General features: G+C 36.7%; 7 protein-coding genes. 1 reads left to right on the plus strand and 6 read right to left on the minus strand.

Annotation, left to right across the window (positions count from 1 at the left end):
* Nucleotides 1-85 precede the first annotated feature (85 nt).
* The 6 genes from GJ691_RS11535 to GJ691_RS11570 form a co-directional block, all read right to left on the minus strand.
* Nucleotides 86-1,519, minus strand: coding sequence for an L-fucose/L-arabinose isomerase family protein (locus GJ691_RS11535; RefSeq protein WP_154367014.1), 1,434 nt, complete (start codon nucleotides 1,517-1,519; stop codon nucleotides 86-88).
* A gap of 16 nt (nucleotides 1,520-1,535) precedes the next feature.
* Complete coding sequence (locus GJ691_RS11550; protein ID WP_246200165.1) at nucleotides 1,536-5,144, minus strand: glycosyl hydrolase; 3,609 nt, start codon at nucleotides 5,142-5,144, stop codon at nucleotides 1,536-1,538.
* A gap of 14 nt (nucleotides 5,145-5,158) precedes the next feature.
* Complete coding sequence (locus tag GJ691_RS11555) at nucleotides 5,159-8,440, minus strand: glycosyl hydrolase (protein ID WP_154367016.1); 3,282 nt, start codon at nucleotides 8,438-8,440, stop codon at nucleotides 5,159-5,161.
* Nucleotides 8,441-8,452: 12 nt separating this feature from the next.
* A complete protein-coding gene (locus tag GJ691_RS11560; RefSeq protein ID WP_154367018.1) occupies nucleotides 8,453-11,335 on the minus strand; it encodes a glycosyl hydrolase in 2,883 nt (960 codons plus the stop codon).
* Between the two features lie 121 nt (nucleotides 11,336-11,456).
* Nucleotides 11,457-13,787: a glycoside hydrolase family 78 protein gene (locus GJ691_RS11565; protein WP_154367020.1), complete on the minus strand. Its 2,331-nt coding sequence runs from the start codon at nucleotides 13,785-13,787 to the stop codon at nucleotides 11,457-11,459.
* Between the two features lie 40 nt (nucleotides 13,788-13,827).
* A complete protein-coding gene (locus GJ691_RS11570; protein WP_154367022.1) occupies nucleotides 13,828-17,124 on the minus strand; it encodes a family 78 glycoside hydrolase catalytic domain in 3,297 nt (1,098 codons plus the stop codon).
* A 210-nt stretch (nucleotides 17,125-17,334) separates the two neighbouring features.
* Here GJ691_RS11570 and GJ691_RS11575 point away from each other — a divergent pair, with 210 nt between their 5' ends.
* A complete protein-coding gene (locus tag GJ691_RS11575; RefSeq protein ID WP_154367024.1) occupies nucleotides 17,335-18,219 on the plus strand; it encodes an AraC family transcriptional regulator in 885 nt (294 codons plus the stop codon).
* Nucleotides 18,220-18,431: the final 212 nt, after the last annotated feature.

The following is an 18,431-nucleotide window of genomic DNA, read 5'->3' on the forward strand; positions in this document are numbered from 1 at the left end:
TATAAAATCAATTAACTAGAATCAAAAGTAGGTCGGATTTACCCTTTCCGTATCCTGATGTATCATGATTCCAAAAAATATTCAACTAACAAATACGGACGACCCTTAAATTTAACAACTTCCCTAACTTCTCAATTTTGTTGGCAATATACCCAACACCTATAGCACAATGGTGAGATGGCCCTTGTTTAGACCATTCGTTCATAAAAGCTCTTGCCCCAATTGAGAACCGGTAACGGCTATTTGTATTGCCTATATGCAGTACAGGACCTGACTCAGATTTGCCTTCTGCGACCAGTAAAAACACATCATCTTTACCTTCTACTACCGATAACAATGTTACAGGGCCATGCTTTACGGTCATTTGAATGGATAAACCTTTTCCTGGTTTACCGTGATATACAGGTAATGGTACCAATTGTACATTACCCTCTGCAATGGCAAAATGTGCCGGGCCATCGTGCCCAAGAATAACAATATCATCGTTAAAATCCATTGCATAAAACTCCGAGAATGATCCGCCAACACCAAAGGCATCCATGATTTTCATCGCCTGGGCATTTTTTACTTCATATTCTCCAGCAACAGGAATATTTCTTCCCGTGAGCAATGTGTTTCCCGCAATAACAGAGGTAACAATGTTTTCATACTCATTTGCTGTTTCGCCTTCATAATAGTATGCCATAGAACCTAGATTGTGCTTTTCAACCAATTTATCTAGGGCAATTGATGTTTTTGCTGCACGTACCAATTCAGATTTCTCACAATTATCAACGACTTCAAAGGTACTTTGGAACTCTTTTATTTTTTCTTCTACCTCTTTATTAGAAACTGCATCACGATATTTTTTTACTTCACACATTTCTAAAATTTCAAAATGCGTTCCAAAAGCAGCCGATTGTTTTGTTAAATCGGAATACACATCAAGCATCCCACAATAATAATGTCCTAAAACCCCTAAACGATTGTTTTGCATTACTGAAGCTACTCTTGCCGCATCTATCCAATCTTGGATCTCATCCCATACCGTTTGTTCATCTAAATAGCCTGTAACAAATTCATATTCAATTCCAGAACGATTGAATACATTGGCCAGTTCTGGCACTGAACAGGCTTGACAATGTGCCAACCATTCCCCGGTCATTTTTCCTCGATCTCCTAACTTATTGAAACGTTCATAATCAATTGCCGCTACAGGTTGAATATTTAAAATAATTATTGGGCATTTTAATTGTTGAACCACAGGTAATACGGTTGAAGACAAGGCATAAGTAGAAACATATAAAAACAAAATATCAACATTTTCTGTTTTTAAAATTTGAGCATTTTCTCTTGCCTTTACTGGAGAATCTACCAGGCCTACATTAATCACTTCGGCTCCGAAACTCTCTATCTTTTCTGCGACTTGTTTTTGATAGCCTTCCAGACGCTCCAACAAACCTTCAAATTGTGGCCAATAAGTCTCTAGTCCTATTCCGAAGAGACCAACTTTTATGTTTATACTTTTTATTGTTTTCATATCTCTTTTAATGATACTATTTTAACACTTTTACCTTATAAACCACAATTTTTACCGGTCCCAATAAACCCGATGACAGTAATCCTGAATCTTTATGCCAATGCTTAAAAGCGGCAAAAGTGATACGTTCTGTTGGTCGTTTGGTATTATTTAACAACCACTTGGGCCATTCGTTTACAAGCAGACCCTTATGCGTGTAATCGGCATCTAACTGTTCGTCTCCAATAAGTCTATTGGGCCAAAGGTTGGTTATTTTAACCTCCAAGGTATTTGTACCTTTTACTATAGCATCATCAATATTAATTCTAAATGGAGTTTTCCATAAAACCCCAAGGTTTTTACCGTTTACATACACTTCGGCTATTTCCTTTACATCTCCTAAATCTAACTGCAATGTGTTGCCAGATTTAAGGAGTTTAGCAGGAACATTAAATTGTTTTCTATATGTAGCAGTGCCCGAGAAATAGCGAATATCTTCTTTTAATACGTTAGACCATGATATCAATTCATTGAAAGTTGTATCGACCGAAGGTTTATTTATTAAGGGGAAGTTTACCTCCCAATCTCCAGTCAACTCCATAGGTTCAGGAACAGATTCCACCTTTAGTGATTTGGTTTTTCCCTCAGAAGAACTATATGTAATTTCACCAGCATAAGGGGTTACCCAGTTTAATTTAGCATTATTATATTCCAATTTTGGTTCTATGGGATCTTGCGTTAATCTTAAAATGCCTCCGTTGGAAACTGTAGTTATTTTCTCTTCACCGCTACTTGTGAAAATAACTCGCAAGGCATTCTTGATATTGTTGTTGTTGTTGTTGTTGTTGTTGTTGTTGTTGTTGTTGTTGTTGTTGTTGTTGTTGTTGTTGTTGTTGTTGTTGTTGTTGTTGTTGTTGTTGTTTTCCTTAAAAAAAACATCATTTACAGGAATTTCATATATTCCAGAATCCACTATTGATCTTAGTTTATCCGTCACATTAAAAGCAGGTTTATTAGGTGGAATACCAGCTATTCCTCTTTCAAATTTCCCAAATACGGCTTTCAAGATTTCAAGCTCCCCGCTATTAGTAGCATCAATTTTCAGCCATTCTTTTTCCATAGCATTTTTTTCGAATATCTCATCCCCAATTTTGTATTGAATACGCAACTCTTTTTTGTATCCTGGAGCCGGGTCGCCTTTAGATAATTCTCTGGTTGCTCCTATATGTAATTCATTATTTACAACTGCGTCTTTAATTACTTCTGTAACATCTACTAAACCATCAGGTAAAAATGCACCGTATTCTGCTTTTATAATTTTTAAGTTTGAGAGCGGCTTTACAATTGACTTTTTTAGCAGCATAGTTTCACTAACAATGTGGTTATTCATAGTTACAGGATACCTAAAAACCACAAATATGGAACCCTCTGGTTCAAAAGGAATGGATACTGTTGTTGTACCATCTCCATTGTTTTGCCATACAGGAGCATTTGTTATTTCTCCTGTTTCAGCATTCCAAAGCTCGGGCTGTTTTCCCGCTACTCTAAAGCGGCACGCTAATTCTCGATTTTCTTTTCTTGAGTTAACCACGAAATAGATATCAGTATCTTTTGTTTTACGGTGTATATAATCAACGGATTCACTACTTCCTTCTTTAATTGAAAAATCAGGTGGAAGTACTCCATTTTTCAAGAAATCAAGAATAGACCCTTCTTTAATCAAATTCCCGTCCCATAATTCTTTTGAAAGTCGTACCACGCTTTTATCACACTCAGGATACTTTGTGAGACTCGGTGATTTTAGTGGTTTTGTTCCAAATACAAGTGCCCTTTCGTTCACCAGCTCTTTTATTTTTGTAAGTGTTTCTGGTGTCATCCAAGGGGTTTCGGGAAGTGCCAAAGCTTGGTATTTATCTCCCGTCGATGTGCAAATTAAACCTTCAGATACAGATAATGAGGTTATTTTATTGGAGCCTATTACATCGTAATCATATCCCAAGGCTTTGATTTCCGGCATCATTAAGGCGTCATTAGGTGATGCTTCGCCCGTAAAGACTAAAACATCAGCAACAGATTTGCCTTGCTGTAATAAAAACTGACCTCTACTAATATAATCAACAAAAGGTTTGCCTTGGTTCCACCAAGTGTTTAACCTATTAAAATCGGTCCCAAAAGCTTGCAAGGTCAATCCTGGACCAATATCCCAAGGTTGATGTACATAACTATGAAAAACAAAACGATTAATACCTTGTACCCAGGCTAAATCTCCCATGGCTTTAAGTGTACTTGGATGCTGATCCCAACCTCCCATGCCAGTAAAAGACTCTGCCTCAGCAATCGGGTTTCCATTTAATTTGGCAATAGAGGCCACAAATTTAGGCGAGTCAAAAAAGGCAAGGCTTCCGCTCCAGAACTCAGACACAACCATATCTGCGGTTTCTCCAACTTGCATATTATCAAACGGTCCCCAATAAGGCTCAATAGAAAGCAACATGTTGTTTTTATGACTGAGTTCAGCAAAGCGTCCGTAATAATTTTCAGCAATTAAATCCCCTATGGTACGACGGAAATCCCAGAGAAACCGCTCGGTTTCATTGCCACTCTCAACGTAATAACCTGCCAATGTTGGCAAATATGAACGACAATCATAAGAACGAAGTGTTTTGAATGCTTCAGCGAAATTGGAAGTCCAATTTGTAGTACCCACTTCATAACTATCAATATGACATCTTTTTACAGTCGTACCAATTAGCGTGTCTAACTTTTTTAGTATGGGCTTTATGCTACCATCCCAAAACACATCAACCGCTTGTTTATTCATTTTATCACATTCTAAACCACGACCACCATCACTTGGAAAACGATTCATTTCACCTGTTGGTGTATGTCCAATTCTTAAAATAACCCAATCTCCTGCAGGTGCATCCCATTCTAAAAAACCATCATTGTTCAACTTCGATGTTAAATCAATAATATCGCGTTTTTTAACTACTGCCAAATCAGAAATAGGTTTATCATCAGGGTTTAAATGACTACGAACTTTATGAGAAAGGGTTTTTATTTCTAATTCATCAATACGCACATTACTCTTGGGTTTTGGAAAAGCTAGTATAGCAATGTCCTTATAGAATCCCAATTTGGTTTCAGGTTGTTCTAACTTATCATTAAATTTTGTAGCACCCTGGTGTATCGTTTCTTTATAAACCAGTTCTTGCATAGCGTATTCTGGCGTAATTGAAGGCCCTCCAGATGACGACCAACCAGCCCCATTATGAAAACCCAGGTCGAGCTCCAAGCGTTGTGCTTCCAATCCAGCATAGTTAAAAAGTTCTAACCACTCTGGACTTAAATAAGGCGCCACACCTTCAGGATTTGCCAAACTCACATTAAAAAGAATAGCCCCTTGAATGCCTACATTTTTCATGGCTTCTAAATCGGCAGTTATACCCTTTTTTGTAACATTTCCGTTGATCCAAAACCAAATAGTTTGTGGTTTTGCTGATGCAGGTGGATTATGGAAATTTTGTTCTAATGACGAGTTTTGAGCCTGTAAGGTTGACACAAACAAACTAAGCATTAACACCACAAAAATGGTTTTGCCTGATAAGCTTATGATTTTGTTATTGAGCATTTGACTACGATTCATATTGTAAAATTATTTTATTTATTGTTTTTAGTTGATAGCCATACTTTACCGAAAATCCCAGAGGACATAATTCCGTTATTTGGCATTTTCTCAAGGGTGTTTGCTAGCACCCATGTATCTCTTTCGTCTTGAGGTTTTTTATTTTGCCATAACATTTGGTTCATCCAATTATTTGTAACATCAATTTCAAGTGTATTTGTACCTTGAACAACAGTGTTTTCAATAGAAATGCGATAAGGGGTTGTCCATAGTGTTCCTAATTCTTTCCCGTTGAGTCTGACGGTTGCTATAGTACCAATGTTTTCAAAGTTTAAAGCGATTGCCTTTTTTGATTCCTCCTCGGTTAATTCAAAAGAAGTGGTGTATGTTGCAGTTCCAGAGAAATATTTAATTTTTTCATCAGAAGAAGTAGTCCAGTCAAATAACGGCTGTTTTTCTAATGTAAAATCGGTTTCTAACCATTCATTTTTAAATTGAATATCCCATAATGCACTTAATTGTTTCAATGGTTTTTCGGCTTCGAAATTTTGTGCTACGGATAGATTTTTCTTTATTCCATGGCCTTGCTCTCTAAAAACAATAAAGTAGCTATCATTCACATTAAAACTTAAAGGAACAATAGTACGTTCTTCTTCATTACTATACATGGGTAATTTTCGAGATGTAGCATCAAGCGCAGACCAGAGTTCTGGACTTTTACCAGCAATTCTAAACGAAGCATCAAAAGTCACTTGGGTATCTCCTTGATTGGTTATAAAATAAATGTCTACACCATTTAGTTTTCGATGTACCCATTTTACATTTAATGAATCAGGGAATATCAAATCTTCATAGACTTGATGTTTGTTTAAAATCTCATTAATATTTCCGTTGGCATACACATTTCCTTTGCCAAATTTATGGTGGAAAAAGTCTTTAGCCTTTGGTTGTCTCTCTCCCCATAATTCCTTAACCAGTTGCTGTACCTCAATATCACAATTTGGATAATTTTGAAAACTAGGAGATTTTTCAGGTGGCAGACCAATTAAGGTAGCACCTTGTTCAACCAAATCTTTAAGCTTTCGCAACACTTCAGGGCGCATGGTATTCCAAGGAGGCAATACCAATGCGCCATAACTTGCGCCACTTTGCAAAACCAATCTACTGTTTTCTACTTTTGTCTGTTCTGTGATGATTTCAGCATTGATAAAATCATATTCATAACCAGCAGATAGATTTTGATCGACCCATCCTCTCATTTTAGGAGATTCCTCGCCAATATAAAAGCAAACATCGGCAACATGTTTACCTTGTTGCAACAGGAAATAATTTCTACGTTGATAAGTAATCCACTCTTTGCTTTGCGCAAACCAAGTGTTGTTTCGATTAAATTCCGTTCCAAACCAAGCATTCATACCAGGGAATTTGTCTTCATAAGGCTGATGAATATATACATGTAGAATACCTTGATTCACGCCTTGTGTATAACTCCAATCTCCTGATTTCTTTAACCTAACAGGGCTTACCGAAAAAGGGACTTCACGTGAAGTATAAGACTCTGCATAGACTCGGTTTTTACCATAAATATGACTCGCAGATGCGGCAAGTTTAGATTCGGGTCCTTGACGATGAATCCAGAATTCACCACCAATTTCATCGGCACGTCCACCATATTTTAGAAATTCAGAAGGAAAACCAAAATGCCCATAATTTTCAAGCCACATAGAAACACCATATTCTTCGCAAATATCTCTTAATCCGTCCACATATTCATCGGCAACCTTATCTGCTATTAACCGACGTATATCCCACAAAAAACGGTCCGATTCTTCGGCAGAATTGACTATGTTTCCCGTAAGTGTTGCCAACCAAGGTGTAGGGTCATAGCCATAGGTTTGTTCAAAGGATTCCTTCATATCATCTGTCCAGTTTTGTGGCCCCGTTTCATAACTATCTGCAATAACACGTTTTAGAGATTTGCGCTCTTCTGGTGTCATTGACTTAATCATTTTCCCCATATAAGCATCAAAGTGAGAACGCAATGCTTTTGTACTTAATTTATCTACTTCAAGGCCACGAGCATCAGGGGTTGCAGGTCGGTTAGTTTGCCCTGTAGGTGTCATGCCTATGCGCAATATTTTCCATTGCCCTGCAGGTGCATTATCCCATTTTAGCACCTTACCATCAAAATGTTCGGTTAAGTTTATAATTTTATCAGTGTTTAATACGTCTTGTTGCTCACTGTATTCCGGTGTTTTCCATTGAAACACATCCCATCCAGGAACCCCTCTATTGGCCATTTTATTGAGCCATTTTTCATTCCCATGTTCAATTTTATAATCTTCAGAAATATGTATTCCTGTCAATTCAAAATCAGCAGGCACTTTGTCCATTACAATTCTAAATTTTTGAGCTTCAATATGATTCAATGTCATAATCATATCTGCATCGGGTATAGGACCACGCCCAGGCAAACTAAAAGCACGATCAAAAAGCCTTTTCTTTACGGATTTGAATTTCCCATCTTCAAAGACTTGCACTTCAATATGCGATGTAAAGTGCATTTTTGTTGGGCTAACCGTTAGACTTCTTGCTGTGATAGGCCTATCAAATGAAACCTCTAAGATTAAAGGTTCTTGTCCATTATTACTGAAAGTGGTTACTGTGGATTTATTTTGATCTAGCAAGTTTTTCAATGCTGAAGCTTTACAGTTTAGAGCCTTGATTTTAGGTGTGGCCGATTGCTTTTGATGAATTGGGTACCCTAAAACCGATACGTCCTGAAAGAATTCTTTTGGCTTTTCTAGTGCTATCTCAATACTTTTATCGCCAGAAACAACGGTTTCAGAATACGTCAAGTAGCGCATAGCCTGTTCTTCTTTTACCCATGGGCCACCAGACTGACTCCACCCCGGTGAGTTGAAAAAACTAATATTCATCCCTAATCTCGTACCCTCACTTATCGCATGACGCATACAATCCCACCATTTATCGCTTAGTGAAGGCGTGTTCCCCATTGGTGTATCATAACTTAATCCATGTGGATTGGTTGAAGGAGGCATGTAAAATATATCCCCAATAAAAACCTCTCCGATACCAACGGCATTCATGGCTTCTAAATCTTTAGTAATGCCCTCTTTAGATATATGACCACTTAAAAAATACCAATATATTCCTGGTTTTGTTGAATCAGGTGGATTGATAAACTCCTCTTTTAAATTGGCATATTCTTGAGGCGTTATAGATGCTACTTCGTCTTTTTTACAAGAAGACATAGTCAAAACAAATAGCATTAGAATTGAAAAATATCGTTTCATAATCAAGATAAATTAATTAGTTTCTGTTGTTAAGATTTGTACGGGACCAATTAATCCAGAAGGCAAAAGCTGTGTTGCTTTAGTGAACTTCCTGATATTGGTTTTAGTAAATTGTTCTTCTTCTGGTAAAAAGGCATCGCCAATTAGTCGATTTGGCCAGAGGTTTACAACATCTATTTCTAAAGTGTTGCCTTTTGCTCTTACGTGCGATGTCATGTTTACGCGGTATGGTTTTGACCAAGTAATTCCTAAATCAATACCATTTAGTTTAACACGAGCCAACTCATGCACCTGTCCTAAATCTAGGTAAAGCTGTTGATTTTCATTTAAAGAAACCATGTTGAAAGTTTTACGATATGTGGCAGTACCAGAATAATACTTAATTCCTGAGTTTTCGTGTTTCGACCAATCTACTAAATTTGGAAAAACGATAGTTTCAGGCCCTCCCCAATTTTTATCAAAACTCAAATTCCACGCCCCTTCAATGTTTTGAACTGTTTTAAGTTGAGGCCAGTTTGAAGCCGAATTTTGTGTTGATATCGGTTCTTTAAAAACTACAAAATAAGAACTAGAGGGACCAAATTCCATAGGGATAATGGTTTGTCCATTTTCAACTTTAAAATTGGTCAAAAGACGTGTTTCTCCAGTAATAGGATTCCATAATTCTGGTTGTTTGTTAATCACTCTAAAACTACAAGATACTTTTTCAGTAGGTTGCCATTTACTGGCAACATAATAGATATCAGCGTCTTCTGTTTTTCGGTGGATAAAATCGATAACCCCAGTATCACTTAATCCAGTACATTCAAAATCTGGAAGAATGTTTTTATTTAGCAAGACTTCTCTTATGGTTTTATTCCAAACAAATTTCCCTTTGCCAATTTTATGTTCTCCCTTTTCGAGATTACCCCAAATGCGCTTAATCAAATTTTGATATTCAGTAACATCATCTAAATTACTCAACATCGAGGTTTCTATTTTACCAATAACTGTTGCTCCTTGTTCCACAAGTTTTACTATTTTCTTTAAGGCATTTAATGATACAGGCGTGTTTTCATCGATAACCAAAACTTTATAGGTCATGCCATCAGGAAGCGCTAATTTACCATTAGTAAAATGTAATCTGTTTAGCAATACTTCTTCATTACACTTGTCATAATCATAACCTGTACCTAAACTTTCGGGAGGATTTTTCATGCCGTCTTCCCATTCAAATGCATCAGCTCCTGAGCGTAAACCGTGCCCGTTATAAAATAGCACATCGGCAACAAACAAACCTTGTTGCAGCATGTAAGAGCAACGTGAAAGATAATTAACAAAAGGCATTGATTGATTCCACCATGTATTCGTTCTATCAAAATGAGTACCCGCACTGTGTGTCAAACCAGGAACATCAATAACAGAAGGACGATGTGTATACGTGTGAAAGCATATCCAATTAAGTCCGTCACAAAATGCCTGATCTGCAGCTGCTTTCATTTGAAAAGGAGAGACTTCCCAGTTCGGCCCCACAGACGTAAACGATTCTGCAAAAACTTTTTTAATGCCATAGGTATGTGCAGCCGTTGCGGCTTCTCGTACTAAAAATCGACCACTAGGTTTTTCTCTGTGAGGTGATGGCATCCAAAATTCTCCCATTGCCACATCGCATTTACTCACACATTTTTTTAAATCGGCTTGGTATTGATGAGGTCCTGTAGCTTCAGCATAAGATTCTAAATTATGTTTATGTGCAACTTCTTGTTGTCTACCATAATGTTTTTCAGAAATTAGATCGCTAATCGTTAGTTTAAAATCATTTAAGAAATGTTCTGTTGTTTCATCAGATTCAATATTAACTCCGATCAATGCCGGCATGTATTTTATAATATCATAACCACGACGATTTTTAAATTCTTTTGAAAAATGTTTCGTCCAGTTAGGATCACCTGCTTCCCAGCTATCGCATTCTACATATTTAAAAGCTTTTCTTTCTTCAAGACTCATTTCTTTTAGTAAAGTACCCACGGTTTTTTGCCAATGAATATCGAACGCTTCTTTACTTAAATGGTCGATGTAAAAAACACCACCTAAATTACGTCCGGTTGGGCGGTAACCGAAACGAATAACACGCCAATTTCCTTTAGGAGCATTCCATTTTAAATGACCTTTTTTATCAATCTTATCCGATAAGTTTATTATTTCGTTTATTGAAGGCGTTTTCTTTTCAGGTATAGCCAAAATTGCAATCTCATTGTAATAGGCATTTTGTGCGTCTTTTACCGTTTGATTTTCTCGTTGCCTTTTTGTTTGAACAGGAAGTTTAGGTTTTGGAAATTCCTGGTTAATCATATTTCCGCCTTCAATAAATAACTCGCCCCAAACCAGTTCTTGCTGACCATAATCGGGAGTTACCCATGGTGCAGCACATCCTGCAGGTCCAATAAAAACGCCAAAATCCAGTTCTAATCTTCCTGCTTCTAAAGATGCAAAACGAACCATGTCTCGCCAAGGTTTAGACCATGTTTCCATTTTATCATTGGGTTGCCTCAAGCTTCCGCCTTTGTATTCATCTGTAATTTCGTATCTGATTTCTGTAGTATCAATCACAGTTTTCTTTTTCCATTTATGTGGACCAAAAGGACCCACTCCGCCATCTAAAACCATACAACCAGACAAACCTTTGGCTTTCATTTCTTCTAAATCCTTTGTAATAGCTTCCTTGTTCGTAGGTGTTTGCAGCCACCACCACCAAACCTGTGGTCTTACTTCGTGTGGAGGGGTTTTAAAGTTTTCTTCGAGTGGTTGTTTTACTAAAATATCAGATGTTGATGTTACTTGGCAAGAAGAAAGAATTAGCATCAATCCACAATAAATACCCACGGCATATAAACCCAAATATGTTGTTTTCATCATAACTTAAACCAATTAGGTTATCCTAAAATAAAAAAGAGTCTGCTGCAAGAGCCATCCATGAATTTCTCCTGAACTTGAGTTACACATAAGTGTTTTAAGCCTAATTTGAATATGCTAATTACTAGTGAGTGATTTCTAAATCATCAAATAGGTTTTCATCATATGAACTAGCCAACATAACATACCCCGTGGTCTTTTGATGTGATACGTTTACCACAGAGACCGCATCAATAAATGCTTCTATTTCTTTATTTTGAAAAGTAAGTTTAAGGGTATGCCACTTATTACCATCAAAATCAGGGATAACACCTTCTTTTAGGACCTCCTTATCAAACATCAATTTCCAATTACCATTTTTTGCTACTTGAAAACGGTATCCCTTTAGGTAACTTCCTTTAACACGTCCTCCTAATTCTACATTGCCACCTTCTATAAACACATCAACCATACAGGTGTAATTTTCCCAGTTTACATCACCCACCAATGTATTTGGTTTTATATTGGAACGTCTATACACACGCATCCAATCGTATCCCTGTTCGGGTATAATTTGTTTTAAACATTGAGATCCATCTTCTTTTAAAGCGATTTCAAAACTTCCTGTTTGGTCTGAATGGTATTTAGGAAGATCTCCTGCTTTTCTACCTTCATAATTTTGTTTATAAGGAAAAGGAAATGCTGCTTCTTCTGGAATTTCATAAGTACCTTTTTGTTGCCCTGTGGTAGTGGTTAATGAATAAATAGATTTTGAATCTAATGAAAGCCTAAGCACACCGTTTTTTGGCACTACGGATTCTTGCTTTATAAACTGCTCATTTTCATCTGATTTCCATACACTAACAGTACCTAACGAAAGACCTTCTTCTATTATTACTTCTATATCTTCTTGATTTTCTGTACAAATAATCATACTCCAATTTGGTCCATTTTTTTCCTTTAAGGCAACACTACTACCTTTATAAGTTGCTCCATCAAAAAGACCACAAGCACTATTTAAATAGTGCCAATTTTCAGGCTCTGTAAATTGCGTAGTATGTGCTGTAGCCCATATAGTTGGCCATACTTCATAATACCCACTCCAAGGACTATTCGCTTTCATAGCACCTGCTTTATCCCAAGTTACTGATTGATAAATAGACCCTATAGGTGCCCAAATTAATGTTTTGGTAATTCGGTCGCGTATGTAAAATTTGTTATACATACGCGCTAAATTTAATGCTCCTGCACCGCCCCAATCTTTACCTGCCCAGCTCCAATCTTCACTAGCCCATAATGGTTTGCCACTATTTTTAGCTTTTTCGGTTGTTGGACGACCTCTACCATCCACCATATTTTCGTTAAATTCTCTACCAGTTACATAATGGTAACCGACCGCTTCTACCACATTGTCAAAGACTTTATCTTTTTCGAATTCGTTAAATATTTTCCAATCGCCACTATTGTCATCCGGTCCTTGAATTTTTACATTTTTGTAACCTCTAGCATCTAATAAAGGGCGTACTTGATTTACAAGCCAATCGCGATTAGTGCCATTTTCATTTTCTGCAGCCGCCACCCAATCAATGTTCATGTCCCATTGATTTTTAGCTACATCCAAAAATGAAACAAAATACTCGGCAGATTCCTCAGTAAAAATATTTGGTTTTAAATATGCAGGAAAACTCCAAGGCAGGTATTCTAAAATAACATTTGGGTTTCTATTTTTGGCTTCTTTCATCAACCAAAATTCATACCCTCTTGATACTGGATTTTTTAACTCTTCTCGCGTAATGGCATGCGATGGTTCTGATCCGCATGTTGAGTTTTCTCCACCTCCCATTTCTACTTTTAAATGCTGAAAACCAGCACCAAATTTAGGTTTAAATAATACATCTAAAATTTGACTTTTTATTGGGTCTTCATAATCGTACAACAAATCGGTTGAAGCTCCTGCACTTACACCTCCAATACCTTCAAAAGTTCGTCCTTTATCATTTCCGTTTAACTTTATTTGAACAACACCTTTTGTTTTTGGAAACACATAAGGCTGAAAAGGAGTTTCTGGGTTTACAATATCTCCCATCTCAAACCACGCAGGTTCGCTATGCTTTGCTCCACGATTGTTGCCCCAAACAATTACTTTCCAGTAAATACGTTGTCCTGATTTTAAAGGCGCTCCTGAATATTTAAAAGGCCCTGTTTCTGATGTGCTTGTTGGTCCAGTATCCCAAACATCTGGGTATTTAAGTTTTTCTATAGAAGTTGCCATACAAATACGATAGCCACCTTGTTTCTGGCTATTTTCGTCTCCGACATATGTCCAGCTAAAATGAGGTCTTGAATCGGTTATACCCACAGGGTTTACCTCTGAATTACACTTTAAATCTTTTACTTCTACAGCATAAATTAAAGAACTGAAAAGCAATGAGTATATTAGAATAATGCTAGCGTATTTCTTTGGCCATGTGTTCATATTTCTATTTTTTTATTTAACCCTTAATTTTAAATAACGATTAATCTATATTTATAGAATCCATTTGTTTATGGTAAATCTTAAATTCTGAAATTGCCGGATTACTCTTGGATTGATTTACCAAGAATCTGCATTTTGAAGCTGTAACCGTTTCAAAATCGTGACTATTATTGACCCCACAACTCTTACCTTCAGCTACATCATACCATTTGCCATTATCAAAGTATTGAATTTTATAGCTTGCAATATTCTCATTGAATTCATCTAACACAACTTGGTTAAACCTTTGAGGTTTTACCCACTCGACTTCCAGCCATTCGTTTTCAGTGTTATTTGCCTTCCAGTGGGTTTCATGGTTTTCATCATTTGCCCTAAATGCTTCAAAAACTGGAAGTTTTTCAGATTGAATCACCATAGATGATGCATTCATTCTTCCTATTAAAGCCAAATTAGCTGATTGATGTAAGGGTCTAGGATATGTGGTAATGGGAAGTTCGTTCACTATGAAATCATATACCCCAGATTCCACTTTGTAAATTACATAATTACCTACCGCATCACTTTTCTCTGAACCCATATAGCTTATGCCGTCCACGTCTTCAGTAGCTGAACCACTTTCGATGACAGCTTTATTAGTAGTAGCTGGAATATATACTTTAGCCGATGTGTTTACAGGAATTTCAATATGAAACGTAGCTCCATCATCTTTCTTAGTCCAATTTACTACCACATTTCCATACATAGATTTATATTCCGTATTGGCGAAAGTTAAATCACCTACCGTAGCAGGTTTTATAACCATGTTTTGCATGCCTAGGCCTTCAGGATTTGGTCTTATACCACCAAACCCTTTTATAAAGTAACCACCAATTCCTGTATAGCAAGTATGAATTTGACTTACACCCACTGCAGACCAACGTTCTGGCCATACTGTTTTCCCCTGTTCAATAAAATAACCATAACTTGGGTGGTGTTTATCTTGCAGGAGTTCGTAAATTAAATCCATACGCTCACCCGATTCAATAAAATATCGTGTGTACAAGGCTTGACCAGAACTGCCCGTATCGTAATAAGGAAATTTATAAAGTACATCATCTACCAAATTATCATATACTTTTTGTTTTTCGGATTTTGGTGTTACACCGGCTAAAAGGGCAAAAGCTTGGTCAACCTGTTGTCCGTTTACATACTTTCCAGTTTCATTATTATAGGATAAATTATGTGTGGCTTTTCGTTGTATGTTTAATCTATCGGAATATAATTTTATATCATCTGCTTTTCCAAGGGCTGTAGCTATCTTGACAGCATTATCTAACATATAGGCGTACGTACAATTGTTGAAATGCAGTGCTTCGGGTGAATTAAAACTCGACCAGAAATTGCCTCTTGGGGTACACCAATCTCCTAATCCTGGGAACGCTCTTTTACCCCGATCCCCTGCAATTAACCCCCCTCCAGTTTCATAATTAGAGTTTTCATACATCCATTCCATCCATTTTTGCATAGAAGCATAATTATCTTGAAGCACTTTTTTGTCGCCTAACACTTTATAAGTTTCCCAAACGGTTAAAGGGCTATTCGCTTTCCACATTAAAAATGGTCTGTCGTTTTCGTTTACAATAGCACGTATCTGTCCGTCTGGAAGTTGGGCGTCGCGAGTATATTGTAGATATTGGTCCATATAAGCACCGCTTTCAAAATTTGGCAAGGCATCGCCATACATAGCCGCAACGGTAACTTCACCCCAACCACGTCTTTCACGATGTGGACAATCGACCAAAATGCCGTCCATAGTATTCGCTATATAGGTATCTAAATTTATTTTATAGATTTGATTAAGTAGTTGGCTAGAAGATTCGAATTTGCTAATAATATTGCGGTTGTTGGTTACCACATAACCCTTAATGTCTTTAATTTGAGGTTTGTAACTTAAATTGTAAACTGTAATCCATCGACCACCGGCCACATTAAACCTGTTGGCAAACGTTCCTTTTCCAGAATTACCGTAGATGTATTTACTCTTTTGGTTCCAATTGGAACGTACTTCTTCTCTATCACTAATATCAAACAAAATAGAATCACCTTCTACACCATTATAAAGGTTCATTTCAAAAAAACCAGTATAATTTTCTCCCATATCGATACGGTATGAGCCATCTTCATTCTCTTTGATTTTAATAGGGGTTAGTTCCCTGTATTTTACTTGTGGCTCTACCATTTGGGCACTCAATTGTGCTGTTACTGGACTGTAAAGTCTATTTTTAAACTTTCCTTTTCCTATTATTTTATCCTCCATCACCTCATACATATCATTTATTTCTTCCATTTCCTCATTGAGTTTTTGGTGGTTATAAATGGTGGCATTACCCCAATGACTATCATCGTATCCCACGGTGTTCCAATCGTCTTCTTTTAATCTATCATCAATGGTTTCGCCTCCAAAAGCAAGAATGTCCCAATCACCGTAATAAGATGTATGGCTTTTTTTACATTTCCATGATTCGTCTGTTCCCATATCTATTTGACTATTTTCGGTTATGATATTTGCTTGTGCCTTAAATATAAAAGGCGGATTTCGGTATTCGATTATTCGATCCCAACGCGCCCAACCGGCAGCATGCCAAATAGCAATAACGTTATTCCCTTCGTCAAGAAAATCAGAAACATCATAGGTTAAATAGGGAATTCTTTTTTTCATATATGATGATACCGGATTCATGACATTTTCGGTCACTTTCTTACCATTTACATAAAGTTCATGGTAACCGAAAGAACCCACGTAGACAAAGGCCGAATTAACCTTGTCATTTAGCGAAAAGGTTTTTCTATACCAATTATGGTCCGTTTTGTTTTGATTCTTTTTATGTATCCATTCCGCTTTCCAATCTTCGTTATTTAGCAGGCCCATTGAGAACTTTCCTGTATCACTCCAATCTGTTGCATTACCAAAGGCATCCCAAATTTTTACTTTCCAGAAATAATGTTGACCAGATTCTACAGCTTTACCCCCATAAATAACATTTACCGATTTATCGGATTCGACTTTCCCCGAATCCCACATATCACCAATATCGTTGTTCAAATTTTTTTGGGTACTCGCAACTAGAATTTGATAAGCGGTTTGCTTTTGCCCGCGTATATTATTGGCATCAATTAATTTCCAACTTAATCTGGGCTCCCTATTATCTATTCCTAAAGGGTTTGTGCGATACTCGCATTTCAAATCTGATGATATATCAATAGATGAAGAATCACAACTTGTTAAAAATATAATTAAAAAAGCCGTTGGAAACATACATAGTTTTAATAAACCGAGATAGCTTAATTGATGTTTCATAGTTCTAAGTAAAATGTATTTTTTGATTTTCTCATAGGTTTTTCTTTGACATAGACTCCAATGCTCTATGAATCCATATTCATGCCTATTCAGAGATAATTTTACCAAAAAGTATCATTATCTAAAATAGTTGGTATGAATATTATAAAATTCGAGAATCAATTTCAGAATCCCAATTGATAAACTGATATATTTGTTGTACAAAATGACATGAAAAATAAGTACAGAAAATATCTGATGGTCTTTGATCAAGACAAAAAATGGGGGTTCTATATAAATAATTTGGGACGAACTGTTGTTGAAAGGAATACGGACTATCCTTCTAATGATCATCCGGACAATTACGTTTTTACATGGGACAAAGGGCGTGTTCTAAACGAATTTCACTTGGTTCTGATAACTAACGGAGAAGGTATTTTTGAAAGTAAGGAAGTAGGGAAAACAAAAATTTCCGATGGCGATCTGTTTTTGCTTTTTCCGGGGGTATGGCATCGGTATAAGCCTTTAAGAAAAACCGGTTGGACAGAGCGTTGGGTAGGATTCTCCGGTTACGTCGCAGAGCAATTTTTCAGTAATGGTTTTTTTCGCCCGAATGAGCCCATAATCCCAAAATGTAATAGAAGTAATGTTTTAAATTATTTCAACAAGCTTTTTAAACTGTTTGATGAAGAGCCATTTGGTTATCAACGCATTGCATCGGGAGTTTGCCTTCAGCTCATGGCCGAACTACATAATATAAAAAATAGAGGCAATGATATTGAAAACCTGGACTCTATGGTATCTCAGGCCAAACGGATAATGTATGGGAATATTAACACATCTATTGATTTAACACAAATAGCATTGAAATTAGGTGTTAGCTATTCTAAATTCAGATCGGATTTTAAAACCCAGACGGGGGCATCTCCAAAACAATATTATTTATTGCTAAAGATCGAGAAATCTAAAGAACTTCTTTTAAATACCCAAAAGACCCAAAAAGAAATTGCAGATGAACTTGGCTTTGAATCCGATTTTTATTTCAATAGGTTGTTTAAACGTAAAACAGGTTTGCCCCCTGGAAAATATAGATCGCTTGCCAAAAGTGGCCTCTAAATTTCAGGAACAATACCTAAAAGATTCATGCTTGTAGATTTACAGGTTTAATTACGTCTCGATTTTTTCGGGGATTTGACCATTTTCAAGGAATGGTAAGTTTGCATTGATTACTACATTACCTTGTTCAGGATACCCCAGTACAGTTTTTGTTTTTTTAGTCACTAATTTAGTTTACAGTTTATTCGGTATAATTAAAAGGGTCTTATCTG

Origin of the sequence: Maribacter luteus, from assembly GCF_009674825.1 — a bacterium.
Taxonomy (GTDB): domain Bacteria; phylum Bacteroidota; class Bacteroidia; order Flavobacteriales; family Flavobacteriaceae; genus Maribacter_A; species Maribacter_A luteus.